A 25252-nucleotide genomic window follows, 5' to 3' on the forward strand; every position below is an offset into this window, starting at 1 on the left:
TCGATCCCATGTCGAAATCGAACCGCCAGCGCCGCGCGGCCAAGCATCGCAAGGCGCGCCGAGACGACCGTTCGATGCGCCACCAGGCCGCCGAGCCGGATCTCTTCACGCAGATACGCACGGCTCTGGTCGACCCCGATCCGCTGCACCTGCTCAGCTATGTCAGTAGCCTGCTGACCGCCGTCGACCCCCGGGGCAAAACCCATCCGTTCGCCCCAGCGGGTGAGGGTCCGGATGGGCCGACCCGCGAAGAACTCGCCGCGATGTTCATGGACGTCCCGACCCCGGAAACCACCGCGCTGCTGTCGGTGGTCGCCGAGTTGGCCGGCGACGACGAGCTCCTGCATGCCCGCATCCGTCGTGAACTGGCCACCCGGCCCGAGGCCGGTCCGCACTGGATCAGGAGGCTGGCGGAGGCGTCGGCCTACCGAGCGGTGCGGATGGCGCATGTGCTCGGCGACGGCGACAACATCATGATCGGGGTGCGCCTCGGGGACCACGAGCTCACCCTCGTCGTCTACGTCGATCACAACCTCGGCCAATTGGTCAAGGACGCCTTCGTGGTGTCTGAACCGATTGCCGTCATCCTCGCCCAGTATCAGACCATCGCCGACGAACCCGACCTGATATGGGAGGAGCTCAGCCTGGCCGACGCACGTGCCTGGGTCGACGAGGCAATCGCGATCGGTGCCATCACCTACCCACCCATCGAAACCGAATCCTGGCCCGGGTGTCGTCCGCTGATCGAGTGGATCATCCGCAGCTTGCCCGAAGGTGGATCCGGCTATCAACGGCCCCAATGGGATTCGAAAAAGCTAGACCGGTTGGCGGATCGATTCTTCGCCTCGCAGTGGGGGCGTTCGCTTGACGACGCCGACCATCGCGGCCTACTCGAGTCTCTGCTCTGGTACGGCACCGACTACGGCCCGGGCGATCCGCTGCGATGGAGCGGGGTGCAGGTCGAGATTCTGTTCATGGACTGGCTGCCCCGCAAGGTCGTCGCACCCACCGAATATCTGGCCGAGGCGCCGGAGCTGCTGCGGGCCTTTGTGTGCTTTGCGCACAACGAATCTGACGTACGTGCCGACCTGACCGAACAGACGCTGGCCGCGATCGATTACTACGCCCCGGAGTATCAGAAGATAATCCGCTCGCCCCGGCCGCAGGGGCCCGCGGCGTTGCTCGACGCGCTCGGAGAGTTCGACGAGCCGTACTGGTACCAGGAGATGGAGCTGGAGACCCTGGCTCGGCAGGTGGGCGGTGAAGAACAGCTGGACCAGTTGGACACCGTCCCGCTGCCCGACGAGCCGTTCGACTGGTCGGGCATTCCCGACGACGTGACGCCGCGGGTGGCCGAAGTGCTGGAATTGGCGGACGGCTGCTGTGACGCGTTGCTCGACGTCGAATACCGCACCATCGCTCGGCGGGTGCTCGCCCGCGTTGCTGCCACGGGGCCGGCAGTATTCCGGCGCAAAGCGCGCGCGGACACGGCGGCCGCGGCGGTGGTGTGGATCGCCGGCAAGGCGAACGGCCAATGCGAGCTGGCCGCCGGACGCCAACGCCTTCGATCTACCGACATCACACGGCATTTCGACATCAAGGGCAGCCCGTCGCAACGCGGGGAGGTCATGCTGCGGGCGGCAGACTTCCCGAGCCACGGCTACGACGTGGAGCTCGGCTCACCCGACTATCTGACCGCCGAGCGTCGCGAACAGATCATCCGGCGGCGCGACGAGCTACGGGAGCAGATCGCGTCGGACGACTGAACGGGTTTTTGCAGGTTTCTGCAGTCGGTGCGGACAGGACTGCGCGGACGGCACTGTGACGAATGTGCAGCCTTTCGGGACAATCTTGCCAAAATACCACCAAAGGCTGCACATTCGTCACAGCGTTTGCGCAGGGCATGTGGAAGCGCGACGCCGCCGGACATGTCAGAGCCCCTGAGTAGCCTCCGCCTATGGGAGACAAACGACGTGAGCGTAAGGCCAAACAGGCTCGTCGTGACGTGCGGCGTGCGAAGAAACGCGACCTGGAATCTCGTCCCGACACGACCTTCAAAGACGCGATCCTCAAGGTGGGTAAGGGCAGACATCCCCTCAGCCTGCTCGCCATCGCCGGCTATCTGATCCATCGGACCAAGCCAGACCCACTGGCCTGGCCGAAGGTGGAACCGGACGCCGGCTTTCTGGATCGGTTCGTCGCCGGCATGATCGGTGAGCGGAATCGGGAGACGACGGAACTGCTGGCTGTGCTCACCGAACTCCTCCTCGACGACCCGGAGTTGGCGCTGCGATGCCGAGAAGCGGTCTCCAAACGCGATGACTCTCTGCCGCAATGGATCACGGCGCTTCCGCAGATTGAGGTATACCGTGCGGTGCGCGTAGCCGACGTGCTCGGCGACGCCGACGAGCTCATGATCGGTGCGCGCCTCAACGACCAATATGAGCTGACCGCGGCCGTTCTGATCGACCACAACGCGCTGTCTGACGTCATCGACGCTGCCGTTGTATTCGAGCCGATCGACAAGGTTCTTGCGCGGGCGGCTGAATCCAGCGGTGACACCTATGTTGTCGAGATGACGCCGGCCGATGCCCGGACGTGGATCGAGGATGCCCTCGCAGAGTCGACTTTCACCCGGGTTACCGAAAGCTGGCCGCAATCGCAGCCGCTGATCCAGTGGCTCGTAGGGCAGCTGCCCGAAGGCGGTGCGCACCGGCCACCAACAGACTGGATGGCAGCCGGGCAGTTGTGTGACAGGTTCTTCGCCACCGATGCGGCAGCACCATTCGCCGACCCCGGCCACCGGGACTTGTTGCTTGCGCTTTTCGAGACTGGTTGTGGTGATCCGCTGCGGTGGAGCGAGATCCGCGTTGAACGCACGATCGGAAGCCCGTGCCTTGACGACGTTTACGGTCCTTTGGAGATCGTGTTGGATGCGCCGGATCTACTGCGCGCCTTCATCCCGTACGCCCACGCGCAGAGCGGGATTCACGACGATTTGACCGCTCGAACGATCGCTACGATCGACAAGCTGCGGTCTAGCTACAAGCGGGCGATCTTGAGGCAGGCGGAGCGTTGGGATCTCGACGATGCCGGCTAGGGACACAGCTGATGCAAGCAGAATTGCGACCAGAATACAAACAACCTGCTTACAGTTGGAGTGTGCGAACCCTGCATCTGCGTAACGTCCCCGACGACGTCATGGATCGCCTGGAGCGGATGGCACGCGCGGCGAGCACGTCGGTGACCGCCATTGCGATTCGTGAACTCGATGCCGCGACTCGCCGAGTCGACAATGCGGCGTTGGTCGCTACGCTGCCCGATCTGGACATCCCGACGCGGTCCATCGTCGAGCAGTTGGGGTCAGAACGCAGGTGATCGTCGTCGATGCGTCGGCGGCCGAGAACGCCAGTAAGATCTGCGTATTCGTCACAGTGTCTCGCTCCCGACTTCATTGCGAGGCTGCCACTGACGCGCGCCTTCCGTAAGCGGCGCGTCACCGGCGCGGCGGCTGATTACCCGCGCACTGCGGCAGCAATCCGCAGCCCGAGATCCTCCAGCTCGTCGAGCACGAAACCGGCACCCCAGATCTGGTCTCGTTTCCGATCGGTCAACCCGCGGAGAACACCGGCGCCGCGCAGCCGGCCGATGGCGTCGAACACGCTGCTGCGCGGCGCGTCGACCAGAGCGACCGCGTCGTCAGCAGACAAAATGAGCACTGATCTGACTTAGTGGAGATAAGTCGGATGAGTGCGGGCCGTAGTCCGGGTTGCGCGGGCCCGATGCCTCACTCCCGCACCAGCTCACGCCCCGAAATCTGCTGCGTCCGCTTGTACAGCCACGCCAACACAGCCGCGAACCCCACGATCCCGAGAACCTCGGCCAACGTCCCGTCGTTGTTGAAGATCGCAAACGGATCGTCGCTGCCGGTGCCGGCGACGAAACCGGCGAACACCACGCCGTAGAGGCTTTCGCCGACGATCATGCCGGTCGCCAGCAGCACGCCGAGCCGTTTCCGGCGTTCGGTGCCGGCCGCGGAACCACCGGTGCGATCCGCCCACCGGTTGTAGAAGTACCCCAGCACCGAACCGAGCGGGATGATCAACGTCAGGCTCATCGGCAGGTACATGCCCATCCCCACAGCCAGCGGCGGTAGTGAGAATCGTGAAGTGCGGGCGAGGATTTCGTCGACAACGACGATCACCACACCGATCGCCGCGCCCAATCCGATCAGCGACCAGTCCAGCGATCCGCCGAAAACCCCTTTGGTCAACGAGGAGATCAGCGCCGCCTGCGGTGCGGCCAGGGCGTGGTCACCGGCCCCGGGTGCGCCGAGGAACCCGAACGCACGTTGCATCAGGTCGAGCACCGGCGGGATGATCGCCGAGCCGAACAACACCCCGATCACCAACGCCACCTGCTGTTTCCACGGCGTGGCACCGACCAGCTGGCCGGTCTTGAGGTCCTGCAGGTTGTCGTTGGAGATGGTCGCCACCCCGAACGTGACCGCCGCGACGAACAGGGTGAACGCCACCAACGCGGTCGACTGCCCCTCATCGGCACCGCCGTACACCAGCTTGATCACCAGCGCGGCGATGAGCACCGTCAGGATGCCCACCCCGGAAATCGGGCTGTTCGACGACCCGATCAGACCGGCCATGTAGCCGCACACCGCCGCGATCACCAATCCGATCAGAAAGATGAACACCACACTGGCCACGATGATCCCGGCCGAACTGCCGTGCAACGCGGTGCCGTGGCTGAAATCCCACAGCAGCACCGCAATCGGGATCAGCATCGCGGCCACGACGCCGGCGACGAGCGGGAACGGGATGTCCCGCTCGGTGATGTCGACGAGCTGGCCTTCCCGACGGTTGCGGGCCGACGCCAGCGCCTCGGTGATGCCTTTGATGATGGGACGCAGGATCTTCAGCAGTGTCCACACCGCGGCCACCGCGATCGCCCCGGCACCGATGAACCGCACCTCGTGCACGAACACCCCGTCGATCGCGTCGGCCACCGACGCGTCGGCGCCGAAGGACCCGATGGTCCGGATCGGCAGCAGCACCCCGAACGAGATGACCAACCCGACGAGCATCGCGATCCCGACGGTCATCCCGACCAGATGTCCCACCCCGATCAACGCCAGCGACAGGCTGGCGCCGAACATCGAACCGCCCGAACCGATCCGGAAGTACGCCGCCACATAGTTGGCCAGCACTTTGAGATTGGCCAGCAACCCGAACCCGGCCGACACCAGGGCGCCGAACGCGATGATCCGGATACCGACGCGGTTCTCGGCCGCGCCGCCGCTGCTGTCACCGACCTTGAGCACCTCGGCGGCTGCCACCCCTTCGGGATAGGGCAGGTCCGAGCCGGTCACCAGGGCCCGGCGCAGCGGGATCGAATACATCACGCCGAGAATGCCGCCCACCGCGCACACCGCCGCGGTCATCCAATACGGAAAGCCGGTCCACCAGCCGATCATGATCAGCCCGGGCAGCACGAAGATGATCGCCGAGAGTGTGCCGGCCGCCGAGGCGACAGTCTGCACGATGTTGTTCTCCACGATCGAGTGGTTGGCGAAGTTGCGCAGGATCGCCATCGAGATCACCGCCGCCGGAATCGCGGTGGCGAAGGTCAACCCGACTTTGAGACCGAGGTAGACGTTGGCGGCGGTGAACACCAGCGTGATCGCGCCACCGAGCAGGATGCCGCGGACGGTGAGCTCACGCAGCGTCGGCGTGGCGGGGTTGGCGGAGCTCTCAACGACCAACTCGGCATCCTCTCGGCAGCAGTTGCTGCTAACGGTAAGCCGGGCCGCCCGTTGAGCGGCCAGTTATCGCACGCTCACCCCGAAACGGCGTGTCACAAGTGGCCGCTCGGCCCCTTGGTGTGAATCGCGGTCGCCAACCCTGCCAGGTCGCGGCCGGTGATGCCGGGCCAGCCGTGCAACTGATTTCCCCACTGCTGCGGAACCGCCGAGGCGCCGTAGGCCCCACCCAGTAGCCCGCCGGCGATCGCGGCCACGGTGTCGGTGTCATAGCCGGCGCGCACCGCCGCATCCAGACCGCGGCGCAGGTGCTCGGGCCCGCCGCCGTCGGCCGCCGTGGTGACGATCGCCGACCAGGCGGCCTGCAGCGCCGCCACCGCCCAGCCGTTGTTGGGAATGTCGGCCGGGCGGGTGGCCTCGGCATGCTCGATGCGCTGCGACCACAGGGCCCGACGTTCAGAGTCGATGTGCGGCAACCCGATTCGAACATCCAGCTCGGTGGTCAGCACCGCGTGCCGGATCGCGCAGCACCACAGCACCGCCGCGTCGGCGGCTTCCGGGTCGTAGTGCGTGAGCTCACTGATCGCCCGCGCGGCCTCGACCATGGCGTGCTCGTCGTCGAGATAGGCCACCGCCACCGGCGCCGTGCGCATCAAGGACCCGTTGCCGGCCGAGCGCCCGGTTTGTTCGTGCAGCCGCGCCGATGCGGCACGCGTGCCCGCGGCGGTCGGGGAGCCGTCTCGGGCGGCGGTGTTGAGCACCGAGCGGGTCTGGATGCCGACATCCTTGGCGTCCAACGACCATTCGTGCCAGCGGGCGACGATTGCATCCTGCGCGGCCGCGTCGCGCAGATCCGCTCCGCCGGCGGCGACTTCGGCGATCGCAATCGCCATCGCGGTGTCATCGGTCCATTCCCCGGGCTCCCAGGCGCCGCCACCGGCCATCTCCACCGTCAGCTCGGGCCCGCGGGGCGGCTCGAACTCATACGGAGCGCCCAGCGCGTCGCCGGCAGCGGTGCCCAGCAGTACTCCCTCGACCCGATCATTTCGTGATGGCATCGGTGCCCTCCTCTATTTTGCGCACCTAAGCGCTAATTGTCGGATCACCGTACGCTGAGGCACTGACATGAAGCAGGGCGCTGGCCGCAAGAGCCTGCAGGACTACCCGCGACCATCCGTCGCGGTCGACACCGCGGTGCTGACGGTCGACCCCGACGCCGGGCTGGCGGTGCTGCAGGTACGCCGCCCCAACGCTCGGGGTTGGGCATTGCCGGGCACATTCCTGCATCAGGGGGAGATCCTCGCCGACGCCGTGCAGCGCTCACTGGCCGACAAGGCCGATATTCACGGGCTCGACCCCCGCCAGCTCCACGTGTTCGACGCACTGGGCCGCGACGACCGGGGCTGGGTGCTCTCGGTGGCGCATGTGGCCGTCGTCCCCGCCGAGCGGTTGTCGACCCGGTTTGCCGGCACCACCCGGTTGGTTCCCGTCGATACGCCCGGACGCCTCGTCTACGACCACGCCGCCATCATCGAGTTGGCCGTCGCCGACGTACGCGCCCGATACGAAGCGGCGCCGGACCCTGACCGTCTGCTCGCCGGCGAGTTCACCTTGCGGGAGCTGCGGCTGGTCCACGAGGCGGTCGCCGGGCGCGACCTGCAACGCGACACCTTCCGGCGGGCGATGGAAGCTCAGCTGAAGGCCACCGGCGCGCTCGCCGGCCGCGGCCGGGGACGTCCCGCCGAACTGTTCCGCCGAGTGTGACGTGAGTCTCGTGAGGAGTTCTCGGCCCAATTCGACGGCTGAGCAAGCAGTTTGCCGCTGCGAGAAACGTGAGCCGCTCCGCTCATTCGACGCGTGCGTCAGGGCTGTCGTACGGTCGAAAACGTGGATGTCTACAACCAGGCTTTTGAATGGACAGATACCAATCGACATTGGCTCATCGAGGTTCCCATCAGGGTGGTTGCGTACATCGTCATCGTGTTAATCGTGCGGTTTTTGCTGCACCGCATGATCGACCGTGCCACCACCGGCAGGGCGAGAAAACCCAGTAGCGGAGAACTGGAAGGGCAAGCAAAGAAGCCGCCGCTGCTGCGCTATTTGCGGGACCGGGCCTCGGCGACGAACAGTGCGCGCGCCGCCGAACGGCGCCAGCAGCGCGCCCAGACCATCGGCTCGGTCCTGAAATCCACGGTGTCGATCGTGCTGCTGGTCTGGATGGTGCTGGCCATTCTCAGCGTGCTCGGCGTGAACATCGCGCCGTTCATCGCGTCGGCCGGCGTCGTCGGCCTGGCGATCGGCTTCGGTGCGCAGAACCTGGTGCGCGATTTCGTCAGCGGGGTCTTCATGTTGCTGGAGGACCAGTACGGCGTCGGCGACACCGTCGACCTCGGCGAGGTGACCGGCGAGGTGCAGAGCGTCGGACTGCGGATCACCACCGTCCGCGACATCGACGGCACCCTCTGGTACGTGCGCAACGGCGAGATCGCCCGGGTGGGCAACATGAGCCAGGACTACGCCGTGGCCCGGGTCGAGGTGCCCGTCGCGCTGACCGCCGATGTGGACCGCGCCGAGAAAGTGGCCGTCGACGCCGCCCGCGATGTGATCGCCGACCCGTCGATGGCCGGCAAAATTCTCGGTGAGCCGGAGATGCTCGGCGTGCAGTCGCTGTCGGCCGACCAGCTCACGTTGCGGATGACGGTCAAGACGCGGCCGAACGCGCAGTGGTCCGTGCAGCGTCGGCTACGTCGGGAGATCCTGCGCGCCTACGACGAAAACGGGATCGACCTGCCCTACCCGCAGGGACGTATTCACGCCGTCGTCGGCGGCCGGGACGGTTCCGAGGCGTAATTGCCCGGGCGGATCCCGTTTCCGCCCGACCACCTGTCAACGGAGGTGGAACCCCGTCCGCCGCCGAAGGCAGGGCGAACACGGTGCCGTTGAAGGTTCCGGTCGCCGACATACCACGGCGCGGACCGGTGACAGCCATGGCAATCGGCAACTCCACGAGGAGTTCATCAGCTGCCACGATTGACCGCTGCTGCCGCATCAATAGCGGCTTTGAGGTCGTCGTAGGTACACTGCTCCGGACCGAGCGCGATCAGCGGTCCGAGCCGAATCCTCTTCTGCGTCGGAACTTTTCGGTTGAGAACACTCGTCGGCAGCACGTAGAACTTCCATTGCGCTACCTCGAGCGGATCGATATGCTCGCGGTCCTCACCCTCGAGCAGACAGAAGACGTACACGTCGGCGCTTCGCCCCGCACTGGCCGCATAGGTGTTGGTGCGGGCGTCCCACCCCTTTGCCGGGCCGATGCCGAACTCGATCACTGAAGACCGGGTTTGCTCCCACGTTTGCACGTAGGCAGCCGATTTCACTTCCACCCCGACACCGTCGATGTCGAGGTCGTGCTTGTCCCATTCGAGGCGCTTCGTGTCGCCAATGCCGAGTGCTTTGGCCACGATGTACTCAGCCAGCACTCCACGGGTCGTGTTCGTGAGTAGGTCGTGGTACGCCCAGGCCTGGAATTCCTGTTTGTTCAGGCGGGTCATCGCCGAGCCTTCATCGCTTGAGCAGTTCCCTTGCCCAGTACGGTCGTCACTTTGTGCCGGTCGATGTCGTCGAGGGTCAGCACCGCTTCGGGCCTGGTGATCCGCTTTATGTCCTCGGCAAGCGGCTGCGGCACCAGCAGCGCCAGCTCGCGTGCCTCATAAACGTCGATGTTTGTGTGAATCCACTGGCTCTGATCGGTGAGCTCGTGGTCGACGCTCACGAACCAGTTCGCCATGAATTCCTGCAGGTACGGGATCAATGTCCACACCTTGCGCCGGGCCAGTGCCGACCGCGCATCTGGCCGGGTGAATGCGAGCCAGGCGAGTGCTCCACTGTCGGCGTCGGTGAGCTTCCAGAACGCCCGGCCGTTGAGCGCCAACGCCGGCCGATTGGCGGCAATCTCCAGTCCTTTTTCGCAGGCTAGCCTTCTGTAGTCGGGAAGAGTGTCGCTGTAGTCGGGAACGCTCTCGAAGTAGTCGTGCGGCGGCATGGTTGGCCTACGCCGTCCCAGCCGCTCGCCACGAACGTCGTCCATCAATCGCATCCCCTCACTCCGGTGGAACCACTGCGCCGGCCTTGTCGACCGGCGTCGAGCCGCCGGGCCCCGCGAAGTTTTCGCCCAGGAATTATGCCGGAATGGTACGTCAGCCATCCCGCGCTGAACGGCGGCCCCGAGGGACGAGGTGGTGTTGGCTGCCGCAAGTCGACGTGTCTCACGCCGATTCCAAAATGACATACGGATGACAGTCCGTTTTGAGAAAAGGACCCGCTTTTTGAGAATCGACAGTCCACGCACGCGGTGTAATCGGTCCAGTCGTGCAGATGTTTCGGCGAGCCCCGCCGCCAATAGTGGTGTGGTATGTGGGCTGGTCCCGGTCGGCCTGGCTGATCTCCGGGCCTTTGAGCGGCGTCTCGATTGCGCGGTACAGCGGATCATTCTCGGTGGTGGCCGCCACCAGGTGAGCCGTCTGCCCGAACGGTGCGCTTGTTCCGTACGGTGTTTCGACGATGGCGATCGACTCCTGGCGCTCCGACAGGCCGTACGTGCTCCGGGGCGGGGGTTGTCGGTACGCCGATGCGGGACGCTGTGACGAACGTGCAGGATTTGGTGGCGGATTCACGTATTCGGCCGGAAAACCTGCACATTCGTCACAGTGTCCGGCGCGGGACATCACCCAGCCGCGGGCCCGAGTCGGGTGCGGCCCGCATTTGTCGGTGCCCGGTGTCATTCTGATCGGCTCGCGTGAGCGCGGTGTCACCGCTGACGAGAGGACCGACCAATGGCAATCCAGAGAAACCCCACCCCGCAGCCCGGCTGGTACCCGGACCCCGAGGGCCGGCCCGGCCAGCGCTACCACGACGGTCGGCGGTGGACCCAATACTTCACCCCCACGCCGCCACCGGCACCCACGCCGCCACCGGCACCCACGCCGCCACCGGCACCCACGCCGCCACCGGTACCCGCACCGCCGCCGGCAGTCGCGGTCGCAGTGGCCACCGGCGGCGGCACCAACCACGCCCTGCATCTCGTCCTGACGTTGCTGACCTGCGGCGCCTGGCTGCCGGTCTGGATTCTGGTCGCGCTGTTCAGCGGCGGCTCGTCCTCCGCGGTGGCCGTGTCCGGTGCGGGCGTCATGGCCAAGACGTCCAACCGCCGGCCGGCGTTGGTGGTGGCCGCGGTGCTCGGCGGGCTGTTCGCCCTCGGTGTGATCGCTGAACACCCTTGGCTGATTGCGGTTTTGGCGGTGATCGGGGTGATCGCCGGTATCGGTGTCTATGTGCTCAAGTCCGCCCAGCAGCGCGACGAGCAGCAGCGCCGCGACCAGTTTGACCGCGACATGCTCGCCGACCGCGCCGACTATGAGGACCGGCTGTATCAGGAGGGCGATCCGCGCGGAACACATGGTCGGTACCCGCCGGCGCCATAGGATGACTCTGACGGTCCCGACAAATTTGTCGGGCGCACATTGTTAAATCGTTGCATGCCGCAAGAGGATGAGGCGGGGGCCGAGGCTGCCGCGAGTGCTGAACAGTCTGTTCACGACGTGATCTTGGAACTGCTCGGAAGCGACGCCGCACTATCCGACGCCGCCAAGGATGTCGTCCTGGGTGCGCTGGCCGAGGTGGCCGGAGGCGTCGGGGAGTCTGCTGAGGATAAGCAAAATCAGCCCACCGCAACGTTTCTCGCCTCGATCGAAGTCTGCGGATTCCGGGGCGTCGGCCCGGCCGCACGCCTGGACCTCTACCCGGCGCCGGGCTTGATGGTGGTCAGCGGCCGCAACGGCTCGGGAAAATCCAGCTTCGCCGAAGCGCTGGAGCTCACGCTCACCGGCACGAGCTACCGCTGGTTCAACAAGAAAGAGAGCCTGTGGTCGGAGGCCTGGCAGAACCTGCACCACCCCGACCCGTGCGAGATCCAGGTGGGGTTCACCCGCGAGGCCGCCGGCCCGTTCACCGTCGGGGTGCAGTGGAACGACGGCGCGACACTGGAGCACTGCACCACCTGGACCCAGACCGGCGGCGGCAAGCGCGTCGACGGCACCGGTGACCTCGGCTGGTCACGCGCCCTGGAACTGCACCGTCCGCTGCTGTCGTATGAAGAGCTCGGCCGGCTGTTCGACGGCGGGCCCTCGGCGCTGTACGACGCGCTGGCCAAACTGCTCGGCCTCGACGCGCTCGCCGACACCGAGAAGATCCTCACCGCACGCCACAAAGCGATCAAGGCCGCCGACGACACTGCCGACGCCGAACGTAGACGGGTGCAGAAGGCCCTGAGTGAGCACACCGACGAACGTGCCGCGCGGGCCGCCAAACTCCTGCGCAAGCGCCCGGTGCCGCTCGACGAGGTGCGCGCCCTGGCCACCGGATCAGGGGAGGCGCAATCCGACGTCGTCCCGGCTTTGCGGGTGCTGGCCGAGCTCCCGACACCGACGCTGGATGCCGTGGCGGACGCCACCCGCCACCTGCGCACGGCGATCAAAGCCGCCGCCGACACCGCGACCGCCGCGATCGACCTCACCAGCCAACGCGTCGAGCTGCTACGCACCGCGCTGCGCTTCCACGACACGGCCGGCGACACCGACTGCCCGGTGTGTGCGCAGGGCCGGCTGGACGCCGCCTGGGTGGCCACCGCGCAGGACAGCATCACCAGCAGCGAAGATCTTCTGGACGAATACCGCGCCACCGCACAGCAACTCAAAACGGCACGGTCCGGGCTGACCGCGATGATCCAGGAGCTTTCCGTGGTAGCCGAGGTGCCGGGCGTCGAACTTCCGGCGTGCCCGGCCTACAACGCCGCCGTGGCCGCTGCCCGCACGATCCCCGTCGGCGACGACGCGCTGTCGGCCCACGCCGAGACGACGCTGACCGAGGTGATCGCCGCCGCCGACACGCTGCGTGCACAGGCAGCCGACGAACTGGACCGTCGAGAAAGCGCGTGGGCGCCCGTCGCCGCGCAACTCGGCGGCTGGGTCGGCCTGGAAGAACAAGCCCGGGCGGACGACGACGAACTCAAAGCCGTGGCCGCGGCCAAGAAATGGGTTAACGAGCACGCCGCTGCCTTCCGCAATCGGCGGCTCAAACCCATTGCCGCGCAAGCCCGTCACATCTGGCATCAACTCCGGCAGGAAAGCAACGTCGACCTCGTCGAGATCTCCCTGGAAGGCACCGCCACCCGACGCAAGGTGGTGCTGGAAGGCGCGGTGGACGGCAGGCCCACCAAGGCGCTGTCGGTGATGAGTCAGGGCGAGCTGCATGCCCTGGCGCTGGCGTTGTTCCTGCCGCGGGCCACCTCGCCCAAGAGCCCGTTCCGGTTCGTCGTCCTCGACGACCCGATCCAAGCCATGGACCCGTCGAAGATCGACGGCTTCGTCCAGGTGCTGAGCGGGATCGCGAAGACCCACCAGGTGATCGTCTTCTCCCACGACGACCGGCTGGCCTCGGTGATCCGCGACACCGGCGTCGACGCCCGACTGATCGAGGTGGTCCGCGAGACCGGTTCACGAGTCACCGTGCGCGACAACGTCAATCCCGCCCTGCGACATGTCGGTGACATCTTCGCCTTGCTCAAAGACGACCGGATGCCCGCGGACATCAAAGGTCGAGCCGCGCCGGCGCTGTTCCGGATGGCGCTGGAAGCCGCCGCCAAACAGGCCTTCTATGCCAAGGCGGCGCTGGCCGGCGACGCGCTGACGGAATGCGAAGACAGGTGGTTGTCGGCCAAGAAGACATCCAGCCGGCTGGCCCTGGCCGTCCACGGCAACGCCGCGACGGATCTGACCCCGTGGCTCAAGCCCGAACGTAAACGGGCCCTGCGGATCTGCAACGCCGGGGCACACGGGGACGCACAGCCGGTGTCCATCCACGATGCCCGGGATCTGGAGAAGACTGTGCGCGAAGTCCTGGCTTTGCGGTGAACGAGGTGAACGCCACGAACCTGCTCGGACAGGCGCAGCGCGTGCTGCGCGCACCCGGTGCGGCCGAGGGCTTGTCGTCCCGGGTGGCGGCGTTTCTCGCCCGCCAGGCGTTGGAGGAGATCATCGATCAGCGCTGCACGGCCCTCGATGCCCAGGCGACGTGGGCGAATGCGCGCAGCAAGCTGGTGGTGCTCAAATCCCTGGACACCGCGGAGGCCGCCGACCGGGCTGCGCTCGCCTGGAACCGGCTCAGCGTCGCCTGCCATGTGCACGCATTCGAGATGCAGCCGTCCACCGCGGAGATCGAGTACCTGTGTGGGGTGGTCGCATCGCTGATTCCGGCCGGTGGCGCCGGAAAAGAACTATGATTCGACCATGGCTCGGGCCATGTCGGCGCTGTTGTCAGGGGTGGTGATCGCGGGGCTCGCCAGTGTCCCCGCGGCGACCGCGCATGCCGACCCCGCCCCGCCCTGCGCGTTCACCCTGTCGCCACCGGCGGTCGTGCACGTCGACGGCGCCGCCATGGTCAGCGTGACGGTCACCCCGAGCGCCTGCGGCGCGCCGGCCGATCCCCGCTTCAGCGTCGCCTGCGTGCAGCGTCAGGACAACGCCTCACCCGTGCAATGCAATCAGGGCCGTGGAACCCAACCGGCCCAGGTGCTGGCGCCGTTCGAACCCGGAGCGACGTACGTGTCGACCGGCCGGGGCTGCGGCGGGTGGATGGGCATCGCCGAGATCGCCCCGCAGTGCCAGCTGCTCGGCCCGCTGTCCGCGCCTCTGTAATCGCCCGGACCTGGCGCGCCCCGGTCTGTCGCTGCTGGCCACCGAGGACCCCTACATCGGGGCGAACGACACCCGCGGGCGAGCAGCGGCCCGCGCGGGCGCTGACACCGTGGAGCTGGACGGGCTGGGCCACTGGTGGATGGTCCAGGACCCGCAGCGGGGCGCGGCACTGTCGGCGTTCTGGGAAACCCTCGAATAACGCCGCGACGTCGCCCGCTGTTTACCCGCGCGCCCCCGCCTGCTCACCCGGTCACGCCAAGCTCTCGGGCGACGCGTCGGCACAACTGAAGAGGGTGACGGATGAGTTCGAGCAGAGTGCGCGCAGCGGTCGCGGCCACTGTCGGAACGCTGATCCTGGCGGGCTGCAGCACCGAGTCCACCGAAGACGAGCGGCCCACCGACACCGCCCTGAAAGCGACCTCACCGATCGAGTGGAATCTGCCGGCCGACCAGAGCTACCACCGCACCGCCACCTACCCGGTATATCTGAACCGAGCGGCCGAAGAACCGGCCGAGACGGAGACCGTCGCCGAGATCTCCACCGTCACCCCCGACGGCAACACCCTCATCTACACCGATGCCGCCGCCAAACGCATCGGCTTCCTCGACATCGGTGACCCCGCCAAACCGGTTGGTGTCGGCACACTTTCGCTGGCCGAACTGGGACACCAGGACGATCAGCCCACCTCGGTCGCCGCGGTCGGCGAATTCGTCCTCGTCGTCGTCGACACCACCGGCGGCGACTTCGCGCACCCCTCCGGACGGCTCGACGTCGTCAGCACCGCCGACCGGACCCGGGTACACAGCATCGATCTGGCCGGCCAGCCCGACTCGATCGCGATCAGTCCCGACGGCGCCTTCGCCGCGATCGCGATGGAAAATCAGCGCGACGAGGAGTTCACCCCGACCGACAAATCCGAAGGCGACCTGCCGCAGCCGCCCACCGGATTCATCCAATTGATCGGCCTCGCAGGCACTCCGAACACCTGGACGCCGCGCCGGGTCGACTTCGACGTCGACGCCGCCCGTGCCGCCGGCCTGGACACCCCCGAAGACCTCGAACCGGAATACGTCAGCGTCAACTCCCGCGGCCAGGTCGCGGTGACCCTGCAGGAGAACAACGGCATCGCCGTCATCGACGGCCACTCCGGCCAGGTGCAGAAAATCTTCAGCGCCGGAAGCGAATCCGTCGACGGCATCGACACCAAAGAGGACGACGTGATCGACCAGACCGGCTCGATCACCGACACCCCGCGCGAACCGGATGCCATCGGCTGGATCGGTGACGACCACCTCGCCACCGCCAACGAGGGCGACTGGAAGGGCGGCACCCGCGGCTGGACCATCTTCGACGCCGCCACCGGTGACGTGGTGTGGGACGCCGGCACCTCATTCGAACAACTCGCGGTGCGCACCGGCCTGCACATCGAAAGCCGCGCCGAGGCCAAAGGTCCCGAACCGGAGGGCTTGGCGATCACCGAGCTCGGCGGCACACCCGTCGCCCTGATCGCCTCGGAGCGCAGCAACTTCGTCGCCGTCTACGACGTCAGCGACCCCAAGGCGCCCAAGTTCCGGCAGATCCTGCCGACCACCCCCGGCCCCGAGGGCATCTTGGCGATCCCGTCGCGCAACCTGCTGGCCATCTCCTCGGAGGCCGACGACGCCGAGGCGCGAGTGCGGGCCTCGGTCACGCTCTACGGCCACGGCGAAACCTTCGCCGGCACAGGAAAACCGAGCTTTCCCTCGATCGTCTCCGGCGACCTCGACGGCGCACCGATCGGGTGGGGCGCGCTCGGCGCGTTGTCTGCCGACCCGCGCAACGACGACCGGCTCTACACCGCCACCGACCTCGCCTACGGCCCGGCCCGCGTCCTCGGCGTCGACGTGGCGCAGGAACCGGCCCTGATCGACACCGAATTGCCGATCACCAAAGACGGTAAGCCCGTCACCCTCGACATCGAGGGATTGTCCGCCCGCCCCGACGGCGGCTTCGTGCTGGCAGTCGAAGGCGAGGACGGTCCCGGCAATCAACTCGTCTACGTCGACGCAGCGGGGAAGATCGAGAAGCGGGTGCCGCTGCCCAAAGACATTGCGGCACAGCTCGGCAGCCAAGGACTCGAAGGCGTTGCCGTCCACGGCGATGTGGTCTGGGTGGCGCTGCAGCGCGAGCTCAAAACCGACCCCAAAGGCGTAGCCCGCCTCGGGCGCTACACCCCTGACGGTGACAGGTGGGAATGGTTCGGCTATCAGCTGGAAACCACGACCGCCGCGGACGACTGGATCGGGCTGTCCGAGATCACCGTGCACAACGGCGAATTGCTGGTGCTGGAACGCGACAAACTCAACGGACCCGACGCCCGGGTGAAAGCGCTGTACCGGGTGGCCATCCCCGACGGCGCGGGCGTGACGGCATCCACCCAGCCCCCGCGCGTGCTGCCGAAGACGTTGGTCCGCAATCTGCTGCCGGATCTGCGGGCCACCAACGGCTATGTGCAGGAGAAGGTCGAAGGCGTCGCGGTCGCCGGCAACCAAAACCTGTACGTCGTCACCGACAACGACGGCCTCGAGGACGCCAACGGGGAGACGGTGCTGTTCAACCTCGGCCCGGTCGCTGAGGCGTCGACGGTGTAGTGGGCGGTGACCTGTGTCGAACGTGCAGTCTTTCCTGACGAAACGTCGAAAATATCTGGAAAGGCTGCACATTCGTCACAGCGGGTGGAGCACGATGCCGCCGCTGGGTCCTGATTTCAGGACGCGGGTGACATCGATCTGAGTTTCAGGGTGAACGTACCGGCCCGCGTGTCATGATGACGCGCATGAGGACGGCGGTGCTGATCCGGTCCGACAAGCTACTGATCTTCGGTGGCCTGGCAATCTGTGTGGTGGCGGGGCTGTCGCACTACGGCGGCTGGCCGCATCTCGTCGGCTTCGCCGTCAGCGCACTGGCAGTCACCGTGCTGGCCTCCCTCGTCGGCCTGGCCGTCGACCAACTCGGGGACCGGTTCGGCCCCGGGGCCACCGGGGTGCTGCAGTCCGCGCTCGGCAACCTGCCGGAGTTGTTCATCTGCATCTTCGCGCTCAAGGCCGGGCTGGTCGATGTGGTGCGGGCCGCGCTGATCGGTTCCATCCTGGCCAACCTGCTGCTGGTGCTGGGCCTGGCATTCCTCGTCGGCGGGCTGCGGCACGGGCCGCAGAAACTCGGCTCGGCCCAGGTCCGGACCATCCTGGTGCTGATGGTGCTCTCGGTGACCGCCATGGCGATTCCGTCCATCGCGCACGAGGTGCACGCCCCGGCCTCCGAGCACGAAGTGTCGTTCTCGATGATCGTGTCGGTGGTGCTGCTGGTGCTGTTCGCGCTGAGCCTGCCGTATTCGTTGCGGCGCGAGAAGACCGGTCACGCTGCCCCGCAGCCGCACAAAGAGCCACCGCGCTGGCCGGTCGGCTTGGCCATCGGCATGCTGGCCGTCGCCGGAGCCTCGGCCGCATTCGTCTCGGACTGGTTCGTCGCCGCTCTGGAACCGGCGATGGAATCGCTGCACATCTCCCAGGCCTTCGCCGGTCTGGTGATCGTGGCGATCGCCGGCAACGCGGTCGAAAACGTCGTCGGGGTGCAGATGGCGGCCCGCAATCAGGCTGAGTACGCCTTTTCGCTGATCCTGAACAGCCCGATCCAGATCGCCCTGGTGCTGGCCCCGGTACTGGTGCTGGTCAGCCATTTCTTCGGGCTGGCTGCACTGACCCTGGTGTTCGGGCCGATGCTCATCGTCGCGCTGCTGGTCGCGGTGGTGCTGGCCGCGATCATCGCCTTCGACGGCGAGTCCACCTGGCTAGAGGGCGCGGCGCTGATCGCGTTGTACTGCATCGTCGCCGCGTCGTTCTGGTGGGGCTGACGCGTGCTAGGTACCATGCAAAGGGTAGAAAGGTACCACCATGGCGCTCAACATCAAGGACACCTCGGTACACGATGCGGTCAAGCAGATCGCGCAGATCACCGGCGAGTCGCAAGCGCAGGCGGTGGCGACGGCAGTCAACGAACGCCTGGCCCGGCTGCGGCAAGATGATCTCGCGACCCGATTGCTCGCCATCGGCGACAAGGCGGCCAACCGGATGAGCCCGGAAACCAAACAGTTCGACCACGCCGACCTGTACGACGAGAATGGGCTGCCGGTGTGATCATCGATACCTCGGCGATCATTGCCATCCTCAAAGCAGAAGATGACGCCGCGCTCTACGCCGCTGCCATCGCGTCGGCCGGCACGCGAAGACTTTCCGCCGCAAGTTATCTCGAATGTGGGATCGTTGCCGACTCCCAGCGCAACCCGATCATCAGCAGAAGCCTTGACGAGCTGATCGAGGAAGCCGATGTTGTGATCGAACCGGTGACCGAGCGGCAGGCCCGACTGGCACGTGCGGCCTACCTGGACTTCGGCAAGGGCAGCGGCCATCCTGCTGGACTGAATTTCGGCGATTGTCTCGCGTATGCGTTGGCGGAGGATCTTCGAGAGCCGCTGCTATGGAAGGGCGACGATTTTGGCCATACCGGCGTCCAATCAGCCCTCTGACCGCAGGAGCATTTCCCGTCATGGACACGGGTAGCCGGCCGTTAAGGTTCCAGGAAGACCGGTAGGGGGAAAGAAGTGATCATGCAGCTGGCACATCGATCTGTGCGCAGCGCCGCTGCGTTGCTCGTAGCCGTCGTGTCGCTGTCGGCGTGCAGCGGCAGCGAGAAGCCCGTGTCGCTCGAGGACATCATCAAAGACCACGTGCCGAGCCCCGCGAGGACACCCACCGCTCCAGTGGGTGATGCCATGGGAGATCCGAACGCCTGCACGCACTTCGACGGGCCGTTGCTCGATATACCGTCACGTGGCGCCGGGGAGCCGCAACTGCGGGTACCCGAAACGGAAGGATGGAACCGCACCACCAAACTCGACAGCGAAATGGTCCGATTCGTCCTCGTGAACACCGACCTCGTGGCCAATCAGTTCGCCCCCAATATCGTGGTCACGCTGGAGGACGCCCCCAAGGCTGATGTGCAGACCATTTTCACCCAACAACACGCGAATCTGGTGAAGTTGGCGGGGGCGAAGAACCTCACATCCGAGTCGGCGACGGTCTGCGGGCTGCCGGCCGAGACCATCAAGTTCACCGCTGATCCGACCGGCCCCGGGGCGCATGGTCGCGTGTTGACCGTGTTGTCGGTGCCCACCGTCGTCGGCGGCCACCAGTACTTGGTCACCGCGACCGTGCAGACAACTGACCCGGACAATCCGACCTACCAGCACGACGCCAAGGCTCTCCTGGATGGATTCCAGGTGCTGCCACCTCAAAGCGGTGCGCCGTGACGGTGTGAACTACCCCTCCGCGGCCACCAACGACCCGAGCTTGATGTCGGGGTTGTCGCGCTGGAAACCCTCCAGCCGCCACGGTGTGGAGAACAACACCAGCATGACCCCGTCGGTGCGGGTCAGCACCTCGCAGGACACCTGCCGATTCACGAAGTCGGCGTCCTCGGGCCGGACGACCCGCGCGACCTGATAGGGCAAGTTCTCCAGTGCGATCGGCGCGCTGAGCTCGGTGGCCATCCGGTGCGCGGCCACCTCGAACTGCATGGGCCCGACGGCAGCGAACACCGGGGCCTGGTCGCCCCGCTTATCGGAGCGCAGCACCTGCACGACGCCCTCCTGCTCGAGCTGCTCGATGCCCTTGCGGAACTGCTTGTGCTTGCTCGGATCGGTGCCGCGGGCCACCGCGAAGTGCTCGGGGGAGAAGCTCGGGATCGGCGGGTACACCACCGGGATGTCGCGGTAGAGCGTGTCACCAGGACGCAACGCCGCGGCGTTGGCCAGGCCGATCACATCGCCGGGCCAGGCGTCATCGAGGGTGGAGCGCTGCTGACCGAACACCGACTGCGCGTACTTCGTGACGAACGGCTTGCCGGTGGCGGCATGGGTGAGCACGTCGCCGCGCTCGAAGGTGCCCGAGACCACCCGGGCGTAGGCGATCCGGTCGCGATGCGAGCTGTCCATCCCGGCCTGCACCTTGAACACGAACGCACTGAACGGGGAGTCGACGGTCCGGCGATTGCCGTCGACATCGAGTGACCCGCTCGGCGACGGGGCCAGCTCGACCAGCACGTCGAGCAATTGGTTGACGCCGAAGTTCAGCGCGGCCGAGGTGAACAGCACCGGTGAGGACTCGCCGGCCAGGAACGTTTCCCGGTCGTAGTCGGACCCGTCGGCGCTCAGCAGCTCGGATTCCTCGACCGCGGTATCCCAGTCCTCACCCGCGGCGGCGTGCGCGTCGGCCGCGGCGATGTGCTCCTCGGGGGCCGCGGTGGCGCCACCGGCGGTGCGGGTGAACCGGATGAACTTCTCGGCCCGGCGATCCATCACGCCCTTGAAATCCCCGGCGATACCCACCGGCCAGGTCAGGGGAGTGGTGCGCAACCCGATCCGGTCATGGATCTCGTCCATCAGCTCCAGCGCGTGCCGGCCTGGGCGGTCCCACTTGTTGATCACCGTGATGATCGGGATGCCCCGGTGCTTACACACCTGGAACAGCTTGAGGGTTTGGGGCTCAAGGCCTTTCGCGGCGTCGATGAGCATCACCGCGGCGTCCACGGCCGTCAGCACCCGGTAGGTGTCCTCGGAGAAATCCGCGTGTCCCGGGGTGTCGAGCAGGTTGATGACGCAGTCGCGGTAGGGGAACTGCAATGCGGTCGAGGTGATGGAGATGCCGCGGGCCTTCTCCATCTCCATCCAGTCCGACACCGTGGAGCGCCGGCCCGCCTTGCCGTGGATCGCGCCGGCCTCGGTGATCACCCGGGCATGCAGCGCCAGCGCCTCGGTCAGCGTGGATTTACCGGCGTCCGGGTGGCTGATGACGGCGAAGGTGCGGCGACGAGCGGCCTCGGCGGCGATCTTGGCAGCTTGCGGGGTGTTGGCGGGGGCGGTGTCCAGGGCGTTCTCGGTCATCTCGACTAGAGATGGTATGGCCGTTCGGGGGCAAACCAGTAATCGGTGGGTTTGCGCGCTGGTGCCCGCCCGGCAACGGGACCGTCACGACTCGCCCACATCCGGAGAGGCGCTGCGCCCAAGATCCGGTGCTCCGGCTACGATTGAGGCACTGATCAGGTTGCCTACCAGACCTAATCAAATTGGCCCTCGCCGAACCACATTGGAGTGAAGTTGACGTCTGTTCGCCGTGCCTACCTGGCGGTCGCACTTGCCGTGCTGGCCGTGGCAGGTGGTGTCGTCGTTTCGGCCCTGCCGGACTGCGCCGAGCACTGCCAGACGTTGGCCGCACCGCCCGAAGGCGTCCCGCAGCCCTCACCCACCGAACCGGCCAAGCTGACCATCACGCCGGCGCCCGACGCGGAAGTCGAACCGCTGTCCCGGGTCATGGTCACCGCCGACACCGGCACCGTCGTGAGCGTGAAAATGCTCAACGACGCGGGCAAGGAGATCCCGGGCATCCTCACCCCCGACGCCAAGGCCTGGAAGCCGACCACAGCACTGGGCTACGGCCGCACCTACACGCTGAAGGTCGACGCGCGTGGCCCCGGCGGCATGCCGACCCGAAAGACCACGACGTTCTCCACCGTGACCCCCGGCTACCAGGCCCGCGTCTACCTCAACGGGACGAACTACGCCCCGCTGCAGGACGGCGCCACCTACGGCGTCGGCATGGTGGTGGTCGCGCGGTTCGACGAGCCGATCACCGACAAGGCCACCGCCGAACGGCGGATGAAGGTGACGACGGTGCCGAAGGCCGTCGGCTCGTGGAACTGGATCGACGACCAGACCGCGCACTGGCGCCCGGAGCGCTACTACGCGCCGGGCACCAAGGTCACCGTCGACGCCGGCATCTATGGCGCCAAGCTGGGCGCCGACCTCTACGGCGCCCAGGACGAGAAGGTCTCCTTCACCATCGGCGCGTCACACGTCACCGTCGCCGACGACACCGATAAGCAGGTCCGGGTCTACGACAACGGCAAGCTGGTGCGCACCATGCCGACCTCGATGGGCATGGGCGGCACCGAGACCGTCGGCGGCACCACCATGAGCTTCTGGACGCCGCGCGGTGTCTACACCGTGATGGACAAGGCCAACCCGGTGATCATGGACTCCTCCACCTACGGCCTGCCGGTGAACTCCCGGCTGGGCTACAAGACGACGATTCCGTGGGCCACCCGGATCAGCATCGACGGCATCTATCTGCACCAGCTCAACTCGACGATCTGGGCCCAGGGCAAACAGAACGTCAGCCACGGCTGCCTGAACCTGTCCGGCGAGAACGCCGAATGGTTCTACAACTTCTCGGTGCCCGGCGACATCGTCGAAATCCGCAACACCGGCGGCGAGCCACTCAAGCCGGCCAACAACGGCGACTGGACCGTGCCGTGGGCCGAGTGGGTCAAGGGCAGTGCGCTGCGCTGACGGGCGTCTAGTCCTGCAGCCCGGGCAACTCCGCCAGCGTCGTCTCGACGACCGTTGTCAAGCCGTCGGTGGTGTCGGCGCGCACCCACCGTTCGAAAGCCACCTTGAACACGGCCATCCCGACCTCGGCAGCCAGATGTGCCGCCGGCGCGGCGACACCGCGGCGGACCAGCGCATGGGCCATGGCATCGGTCAGCAGGGCGAGCTTGATCAGCTCGCGTTCCTGCAGGCTGGGGTTGGCATCGACGATGTCCTGACGGCGACGCGCGTGGTCGCGGCGCCCGTCGAGCACCGCGCCGAAGGCGCTCAGTGCCCGCCCCACCACGGCCAGCGGTGCGACACCGGCGGGCGCCTGTTCGATCGTGTGCGCCAAGAGCTCCGTCAACGCGTCCTGGCCGCTGAACAGCACCTCACGCTTGTCGGCGAAATGCCGGAAATACGTGCGCTCGGTCAGCCCGGCCCGCTGCGCGATGTCGGCCACCGTGGTCTGGTCGAACCCGCGCTCGGCATAGAGCTCCAGGGCCGCCTGCTCCAGACGGCCCCGGGCATTCGGTTCCCACCGGCTCACGGTTTTCGATCCTAGGGAATGACAGCGACTGTCATCGCGTTGATAGTGGACAGAGTGAAGACAGTCACTGACATCAGGAGGTTCTCATGAAGGTCTTCGTCACCGGTGCATCCGGCTTCGTCGGCACCGCGGTGGTCCGCGATCTCGTCGCGCACGGTCACCAGGTCACCGGCCTGGCGCGCTCCGACGCCTCGGCCGCCACCGTCAGTGCGCTGGGTGCCCAGGTGCGCCGCGGCGATCTGCACGACCCCGACAGCCTGCAGGCAGGGGCTGCCGACGCCGACGGTGTCATCCACCTGGCGTTCCACCACGACTTCGACGAGTTCGCCGACGCCGGCGAACTCGACCGGCGCGCCATCGAGGTGCTCGGCGAGACACTCGCCGGCTCGGGACGCCCGTTGGTCGTCACCTCCGGGATGGCGGGCCACACCCCGGGCCGGCTGCTCACCGAAAACGACGCCGCCCAACCCGGATCGCCGCGGGTCTCCGAGCCGGCCGCGCTGGGCTTCGCCGAGCGCGACGTCCGCGTCGGCATCGTGCGGTTGTCACCGACCACGCACGGCGAGGGCGACCACGGATTCGTGCCACGGCTGATCGAGATCGCCCGCGACACCGGGACGGCCGCCTACCCGGGCGACGGCACCAACCGCTGGCCGGCCGTGCACCGGCTCGACGCGGCGCCGCTGTTCCGGCTGGCGCTGGAAAAGGCGGACAGCGGCACGGTTCTGCACGCGGTCGCCGAAGAAGGGATACCGAGCCGCGACATCGCCGAGGCCATCGGCGGCCACCTCGGAGTGCCGGTGGCCGGCGTCCCGCTGGAGCAGGCGTTCGATCATTTCGGTTGGATCGGAGGGCTTTTCGCGCTCGACATGGCTGCCTCCAGCGCGCTCACCCGCGAACGGTTCGACTGGCAACCGAGCCGGCCGGGACTGCTCGAGGACCTCGGCGGCGGCCACTACTTCGACTGAAAGCCCGGGCGTCAGAACACCCGGCGCGGCGGCGGTGGCTGCGTGACGATGGCCGGCAGCACGAACGTCTCGATGTATCCCCGGGCCACCACGGGATCGTTGCGCACCGGCACGGCCCGAACCAAGAAGCTCAGTGCGGTCGCGATGATGAACTGCGCCAGATCATTCGGATGCACACCGGGCCGGAACTCGGCCGCATCGTCGGCGATGATGCCCTCGACCGTGGCGGTCACCAATTCGGTCAGATCCGCGTCCTTGGCGATCAGTGACGCGATCGTGCCGTCCGGGGTCTGGTCGGCGATGGTGTTGAGCAGCGGATCGGCGACCAGTTCGGTGGCGACGATGACCATGCTCTCGACCAGCAGGTCGATGGGCCCGGCATCCTCGGGCAGCCGGGTCAGGATCGAGGCCATGTGCCGCTGGGTGGTGCGTTGCACCATGGCGGCGATCAACTCGTTGCGGTTGGCGAACTGCCGGTAGATCGCGGTCCGCGAGTAGCCGGCCTCGTGGGCGATGACTTCCATGGTCGAGGCCCGGTAGCCACGGGTGGTGAATAGGTGCTCGGCGGCATCCATCAACACTTCGCGCGCCTCTTCGGCACTGTTGCCGCCGCCCACCGGGCGCCCGCGGGCTCGGCGTTGTGGTGCTGGCAATCGACTGTCCTGCTCGGGCGGTGTAGTGGGGCTTCAGTATGCCCGACGGGCGCGGGCACTCCGCGCTACGCCGCAGTAAAAAAACATTTATGGAAATTT

The 25252-nt window shown here is 66.9% G+C and carries 25 protein-coding genes and 1 pseudogene; 17 read left to right on the top strand and 9 right to left on the bottom strand.

Annotation, left to right across the window (positions count from 1 at the left end):
- Nucleotides 1-8: 8 nt before the first annotated feature.
- From FR943_RS06755 to FR943_RS06765, 3 genes are all read left to right on the top strand, one after another.
- Nucleotides 9-1766, top strand: coding sequence for a DUF6398 domain-containing protein (locus tag FR943_RS06755; protein ID WP_217155594.1), 1758 nt, complete (start codon nt 9-11; stop codon nt 1764-1766).
- Between the two features lie 191 nt (nt 1767-1957).
- Nucleotides 1958-3100 carry a hypothetical protein gene (locus FR943_RS06760; protein WP_217155595.1) on the top strand — a complete coding sequence of 381 codons (1143 nt, stop codon included), beginning with the start codon at nt 1958-1960 and terminating at the stop codon, nt 3098-3100.
- A 62-nt stretch (nt 3101-3162) separates the two neighbouring features.
- Entirely contained in the window at nt 3163-3378 is a 216-nt protein-coding gene (locus tag FR943_RS06765) for an antitoxin (RefSeq protein ID WP_217155596.1), read from the top strand.
- A gap of 137 nt (nt 3379-3515) precedes the next feature.
- On the opposite strand, the gene FR943_RS06770 is transcribed toward FR943_RS06765, so the two are convergent.
- The 3 genes from FR943_RS06770 to FR943_RS06780 all read right to left on the bottom strand — a co-directional run bounded on the left by FR943_RS06770 (nt 3516) and on the right by FR943_RS06780 (nt 6831).
- On the bottom strand, nt 3516-3719 hold the full coding sequence (locus FR943_RS06770) for a hypothetical protein (RefSeq protein WP_217155597.1): 204 nt from the start codon (nt 3717-3719) through the stop codon (nt 3516-3518).
- 68 nt (nt 3720-3787) lie between these two features.
- A complete protein-coding gene (locus tag FR943_RS06775) occupies nt 3788-5776 on the bottom strand; it encodes an OPT family oligopeptide transporter (RefSeq protein WP_217155598.1) in 1989 nt (662 codons plus the stop codon).
- 92 nt (nt 5777-5868) lie between these two features.
- Complete coding sequence (locus FR943_RS06780) at nt 5869-6831, bottom strand: ADP-ribosylglycohydrolase family protein (RefSeq protein ID WP_217155599.1); 963 nt, start codon at nt 6829-6831, stop codon at nt 5869-5871.
- Nucleotides 6832-6898: 67 nt separating this feature from the next.
- Here FR943_RS06780 and FR943_RS06785 point away from each other — a divergent pair, with 67 nt between their 5' ends.
- Nucleotides 6899-7537: an NUDIX hydrolase gene (locus FR943_RS06785; protein WP_217155600.1), complete on the top strand. Its 639-nt coding sequence runs from the start codon at nt 6899-6901 to the stop codon at nt 7535-7537.
- 123 nt (nt 7538-7660) lie between these two features.
- On the top strand, nt 7661-8623 hold the full coding sequence (locus FR943_RS06790; protein WP_217155601.1) for a mechanosensitive ion channel family protein: 963 nt from the start codon (nt 7661-7663) through the stop codon (nt 8621-8623).
- A gap of 167 nt (nt 8624-8790) precedes the next feature.
- Here the strand turns inward: FR943_RS06790 and FR943_RS06795 are convergent, their stop codons facing one another.
- The 3 genes from FR943_RS06795 to FR943_RS06805 all read right to left on the bottom strand — a co-directional run bounded on the left by FR943_RS06795 (nt 8791) and on the right by FR943_RS06805 (nt 10281).
- A complete protein-coding gene (locus FR943_RS06795) occupies nt 8791-9324 on the bottom strand; it encodes a hypothetical protein (protein WP_217155602.1) in 534 nt (177 codons plus the stop codon).
- A complete protein-coding gene (locus FR943_RS06800; protein WP_217155603.1) occupies nt 9321-9860 on the bottom strand; it encodes a hypothetical protein in 540 nt (179 codons plus the stop codon). The genes FR943_RS06795 and FR943_RS06800 overlap by 4 nt, the downstream gene beginning before the upstream one ends.
- Nucleotides 9861-10038: 178 nt before the next feature.
- Nucleotides 10039-10281 (bottom strand): hypothetical protein, encoded by a 243-nt coding sequence (locus FR943_RS06805; RefSeq protein ID WP_217155604.1) that lies wholly within the window; start codon nt 10279-10281, stop codon nt 10039-10041.
- A gap of 324 nt (nt 10282-10605) precedes the next feature.
- Here FR943_RS06805 and FR943_RS06810 point away from each other — a divergent pair, with 324 nt between their 5' ends.
- From FR943_RS06810 to FR943_RS06855, 10 genes and pseudogenes are all read left to right on the top strand, one after another.
- Nucleotides 10606-11253, top strand: a complete 648-nt coding sequence (locus FR943_RS06810; protein WP_217155605.1) for a DUF2510 domain-containing protein — start codon at nt 10606-10608, stop codon at nt 11251-11253.
- Between the two features lie 54 nt (nt 11254-11307).
- Nucleotides 11308-13740 (top strand): AAA family ATPase, encoded by a 2433-nt coding sequence (locus tag FR943_RS06815; RefSeq protein WP_217155606.1) that lies wholly within the window; start codon nt 11308-11310, stop codon nt 13738-13740.
- Nucleotides 13741-13745: 5 nt separating this feature from the next.
- Nucleotides 13746-14108, top strand: a complete 363-nt coding sequence (locus tag FR943_RS06820) for a hypothetical protein (RefSeq protein ID WP_217155607.1) — start codon at nt 13746-13748, stop codon at nt 14106-14108.
- A 7-nt stretch (nt 14109-14115) separates the two neighbouring features.
- Nucleotides 14116-14523 (top strand): hypothetical protein, encoded by a 408-nt coding sequence (locus FR943_RS06825; RefSeq protein ID WP_246584897.1) that lies wholly within the window; start codon nt 14116-14118, stop codon nt 14521-14523.
- A gap of 13 nt (nt 14524-14536) precedes the next feature.
- Nucleotides 14537-14722 (top strand): annotated as a pseudogene (locus FR943_RS06830) (alpha/beta hydrolase); the annotation flags it as partial.
- Between the two features lie 101 nt (nt 14723-14823).
- Nucleotides 14824-17154: an esterase-like activity of phytase family protein gene (locus FR943_RS06835; RefSeq protein WP_217155608.1), complete on the top strand. Its 2331-nt coding sequence runs from the start codon at nt 14824-14826 to the stop codon at nt 17152-17154.
- Between the two features lie 185 nt (nt 17155-17339).
- Nucleotides 17340-18413: a calcium/proton exchanger gene (gene cax, locus FR943_RS06840; RefSeq protein WP_217155609.1), complete on the top strand. Its 1074-nt coding sequence runs from the start codon at nt 17340-17342 to the stop codon at nt 18411-18413.
- Nucleotides 18414-18453: 40 nt separating this feature from the next.
- Nucleotides 18454-18696 carry a type II toxin-antitoxin system VapB family antitoxin gene (locus tag FR943_RS06845; protein WP_217155610.1) on the top strand — a complete coding sequence of 81 codons (243 nt, stop codon included), beginning with the start codon at nt 18454-18456 and terminating at the stop codon, nt 18694-18696.
- Nucleotides 18693-19085 carry a type II toxin-antitoxin system VapC family toxin gene (locus FR943_RS06850; protein ID WP_217155611.1) on the top strand — a complete coding sequence of 131 codons (393 nt, stop codon included), beginning with the start codon at nt 18693-18695 and terminating at the stop codon, nt 19083-19085. The genes FR943_RS06845 and FR943_RS06850 overlap by 4 nt, the downstream gene beginning before the upstream one ends.
- A gap of 81 nt (nt 19086-19166) precedes the next feature.
- Complete coding sequence (locus tag FR943_RS06855) at nt 19167-19868, top strand: LpqN/LpqT family lipoprotein (protein WP_217155612.1); 702 nt, start codon at nt 19167-19169, stop codon at nt 19866-19868.
- Between the two features lie 9 nt (nt 19869-19877).
- Here FR943_RS06855 and FR943_RS06860 read toward each other — a convergent pair whose 3' ends face one another.
- A complete protein-coding gene (locus tag FR943_RS06860; RefSeq protein WP_217155613.1) occupies nt 19878-21500 on the bottom strand; it encodes a peptide chain release factor 3 in 1623 nt (540 codons plus the stop codon).
- A gap of 207 nt (nt 21501-21707) precedes the next feature.
- Here FR943_RS06860 and FR943_RS06865 point away from each other — a divergent pair, with 207 nt between their 5' ends.
- Nucleotides 21708-22964, top strand: coding sequence for a L,D-transpeptidase (locus FR943_RS06865; RefSeq protein ID WP_217155614.1), 1257 nt, complete (start codon nt 21708-21710; stop codon nt 22962-22964).
- A gap of 7 nt (nt 22965-22971) precedes the next feature.
- On the opposite strand, the gene FR943_RS06870 is transcribed toward FR943_RS06865, so the two are convergent.
- A complete protein-coding gene (locus tag FR943_RS06870) occupies nt 22972-23532 on the bottom strand; it encodes a TetR/AcrR family transcriptional regulator (protein ID WP_217155615.1) in 561 nt (186 codons plus the stop codon).
- Nucleotides 23533-23618: 86 nt separating this feature from the next.
- Here FR943_RS06870 and FR943_RS06875 point away from each other — a divergent pair, with 86 nt between their 5' ends.
- Nucleotides 23619-24500 (top strand): SDR family oxidoreductase, encoded by an 882-nt coding sequence (locus FR943_RS06875; RefSeq protein ID WP_217155616.1) that lies wholly within the window; start codon nt 23619-23621, stop codon nt 24498-24500.
- A gap of 11 nt (nt 24501-24511) precedes the next feature.
- Here FR943_RS06875 and FR943_RS06880 read toward each other — a convergent pair whose 3' ends face one another.
- Complete coding sequence (locus FR943_RS06880) at nt 24512-25153, bottom strand: TetR/AcrR family transcriptional regulator (RefSeq protein ID WP_246584898.1); 642 nt, start codon at nt 25151-25153, stop codon at nt 24512-24514.
- Nucleotides 25154-25252 lie beyond the last annotated feature (99 nt).

The organism is [Mycobacterium] fortunisiensis (assembly GCF_019050325.1).
Classification (GTDB): Bacteria; Actinomycetota; Actinomycetes; order Mycobacteriales; family Mycobacteriaceae; genus Mycobacterium; species Mycobacterium fortunisiensis.

Bases quoted from the DNA above. Each gene is read 5' to 3' on its own strand.
- FR943_RS06815 (WP_217155606.1), top strand. From the start codon at position 11,308: ATGCCGCAAGAGGATGAGGCGGGGGCCGAGGCTGCCGCGAGTGCTGAA.
- FR943_RS06780 (WP_217155599.1), bottom strand. From the start codon at position 6,831: ATGCCATCACGAAATGATCGGGTCGAGGGAGTACTGCTGGGCACCGCT.
- FR943_RS06785 (WP_217155600.1), top strand. From the start codon at position 6,899: ATGAAGCAGGGCGCTGGCCGCAAGAGCCTGCAGGACTACCCGCGACCA.
- FR943_RS06755 (WP_217155594.1), top strand. From the start codon at position 9: ATGTCGAAATCGAACCGCCAGCGCCGCGCGGCCAAGCATCGCAAGGCG.
- FR943_RS06825 (WP_246584897.1), top strand. From the start codon at position 14,116: ATGGCTCGGGCCATGTCGGCGCTGTTGTCAGGGGTGGTGATCGCGGGG.
- FR943_RS06855 (WP_217155612.1), top strand. From the start codon at position 19,167: ATGCAGCTGGCACATCGATCTGTGCGCAGCGCCGCTGCGTTGCTCGTA.
- cax (WP_217155609.1), top strand. From the start codon at position 17,340: ATGAGGACGGCGGTGCTGATCCGGTCCGACAAGCTACTGATCTTCGGT.
- FR943_RS06845 (WP_217155610.1), top strand. From the start codon at position 18,454: ATGGCGCTCAACATCAAGGACACCTCGGTACACGATGCGGTCAAGCAG.
- FR943_RS06860 (WP_217155613.1), bottom strand. From the start codon at position 21,500: ATGACCGAGAACGCCCTGGACACCGCCCCCGCCAACACCCCGCAAGCT.
- FR943_RS06835 (WP_217155608.1), top strand. From the start codon at position 14,824: ATGAGTTCGAGCAGAGTGCGCGCAGCGGTCGCGGCCACTGTCGGAACG.
- FR943_RS06810 (WP_217155605.1), top strand. From the start codon at position 10,606: ATGGCAATCCAGAGAAACCCCACCCCGCAGCCCGGCTGGTACCCGGAC.
- FR943_RS06800 (WP_217155603.1), bottom strand. From the start codon at position 9,860: ATGGACGACGTTCGTGGCGAGCGGCTGGGACGGCGTAGGCCAACCATG.
- FR943_RS06760 (WP_217155595.1), top strand. From the start codon at position 1,958: ATGGGAGACAAACGACGTGAGCGTAAGGCCAAACAGGCTCGTCGTGAC.
- FR943_RS06795 (WP_217155602.1), bottom strand. From the start codon at position 9,324: ATGACCCGCCTGAACAAACAGGAATTCCAGGCCTGGGCGTACCACGAC.
- FR943_RS06875 (WP_217155616.1), top strand. From the start codon at position 23,619: ATGAAGGTCTTCGTCACCGGTGCATCCGGCTTCGTCGGCACCGCGGTG.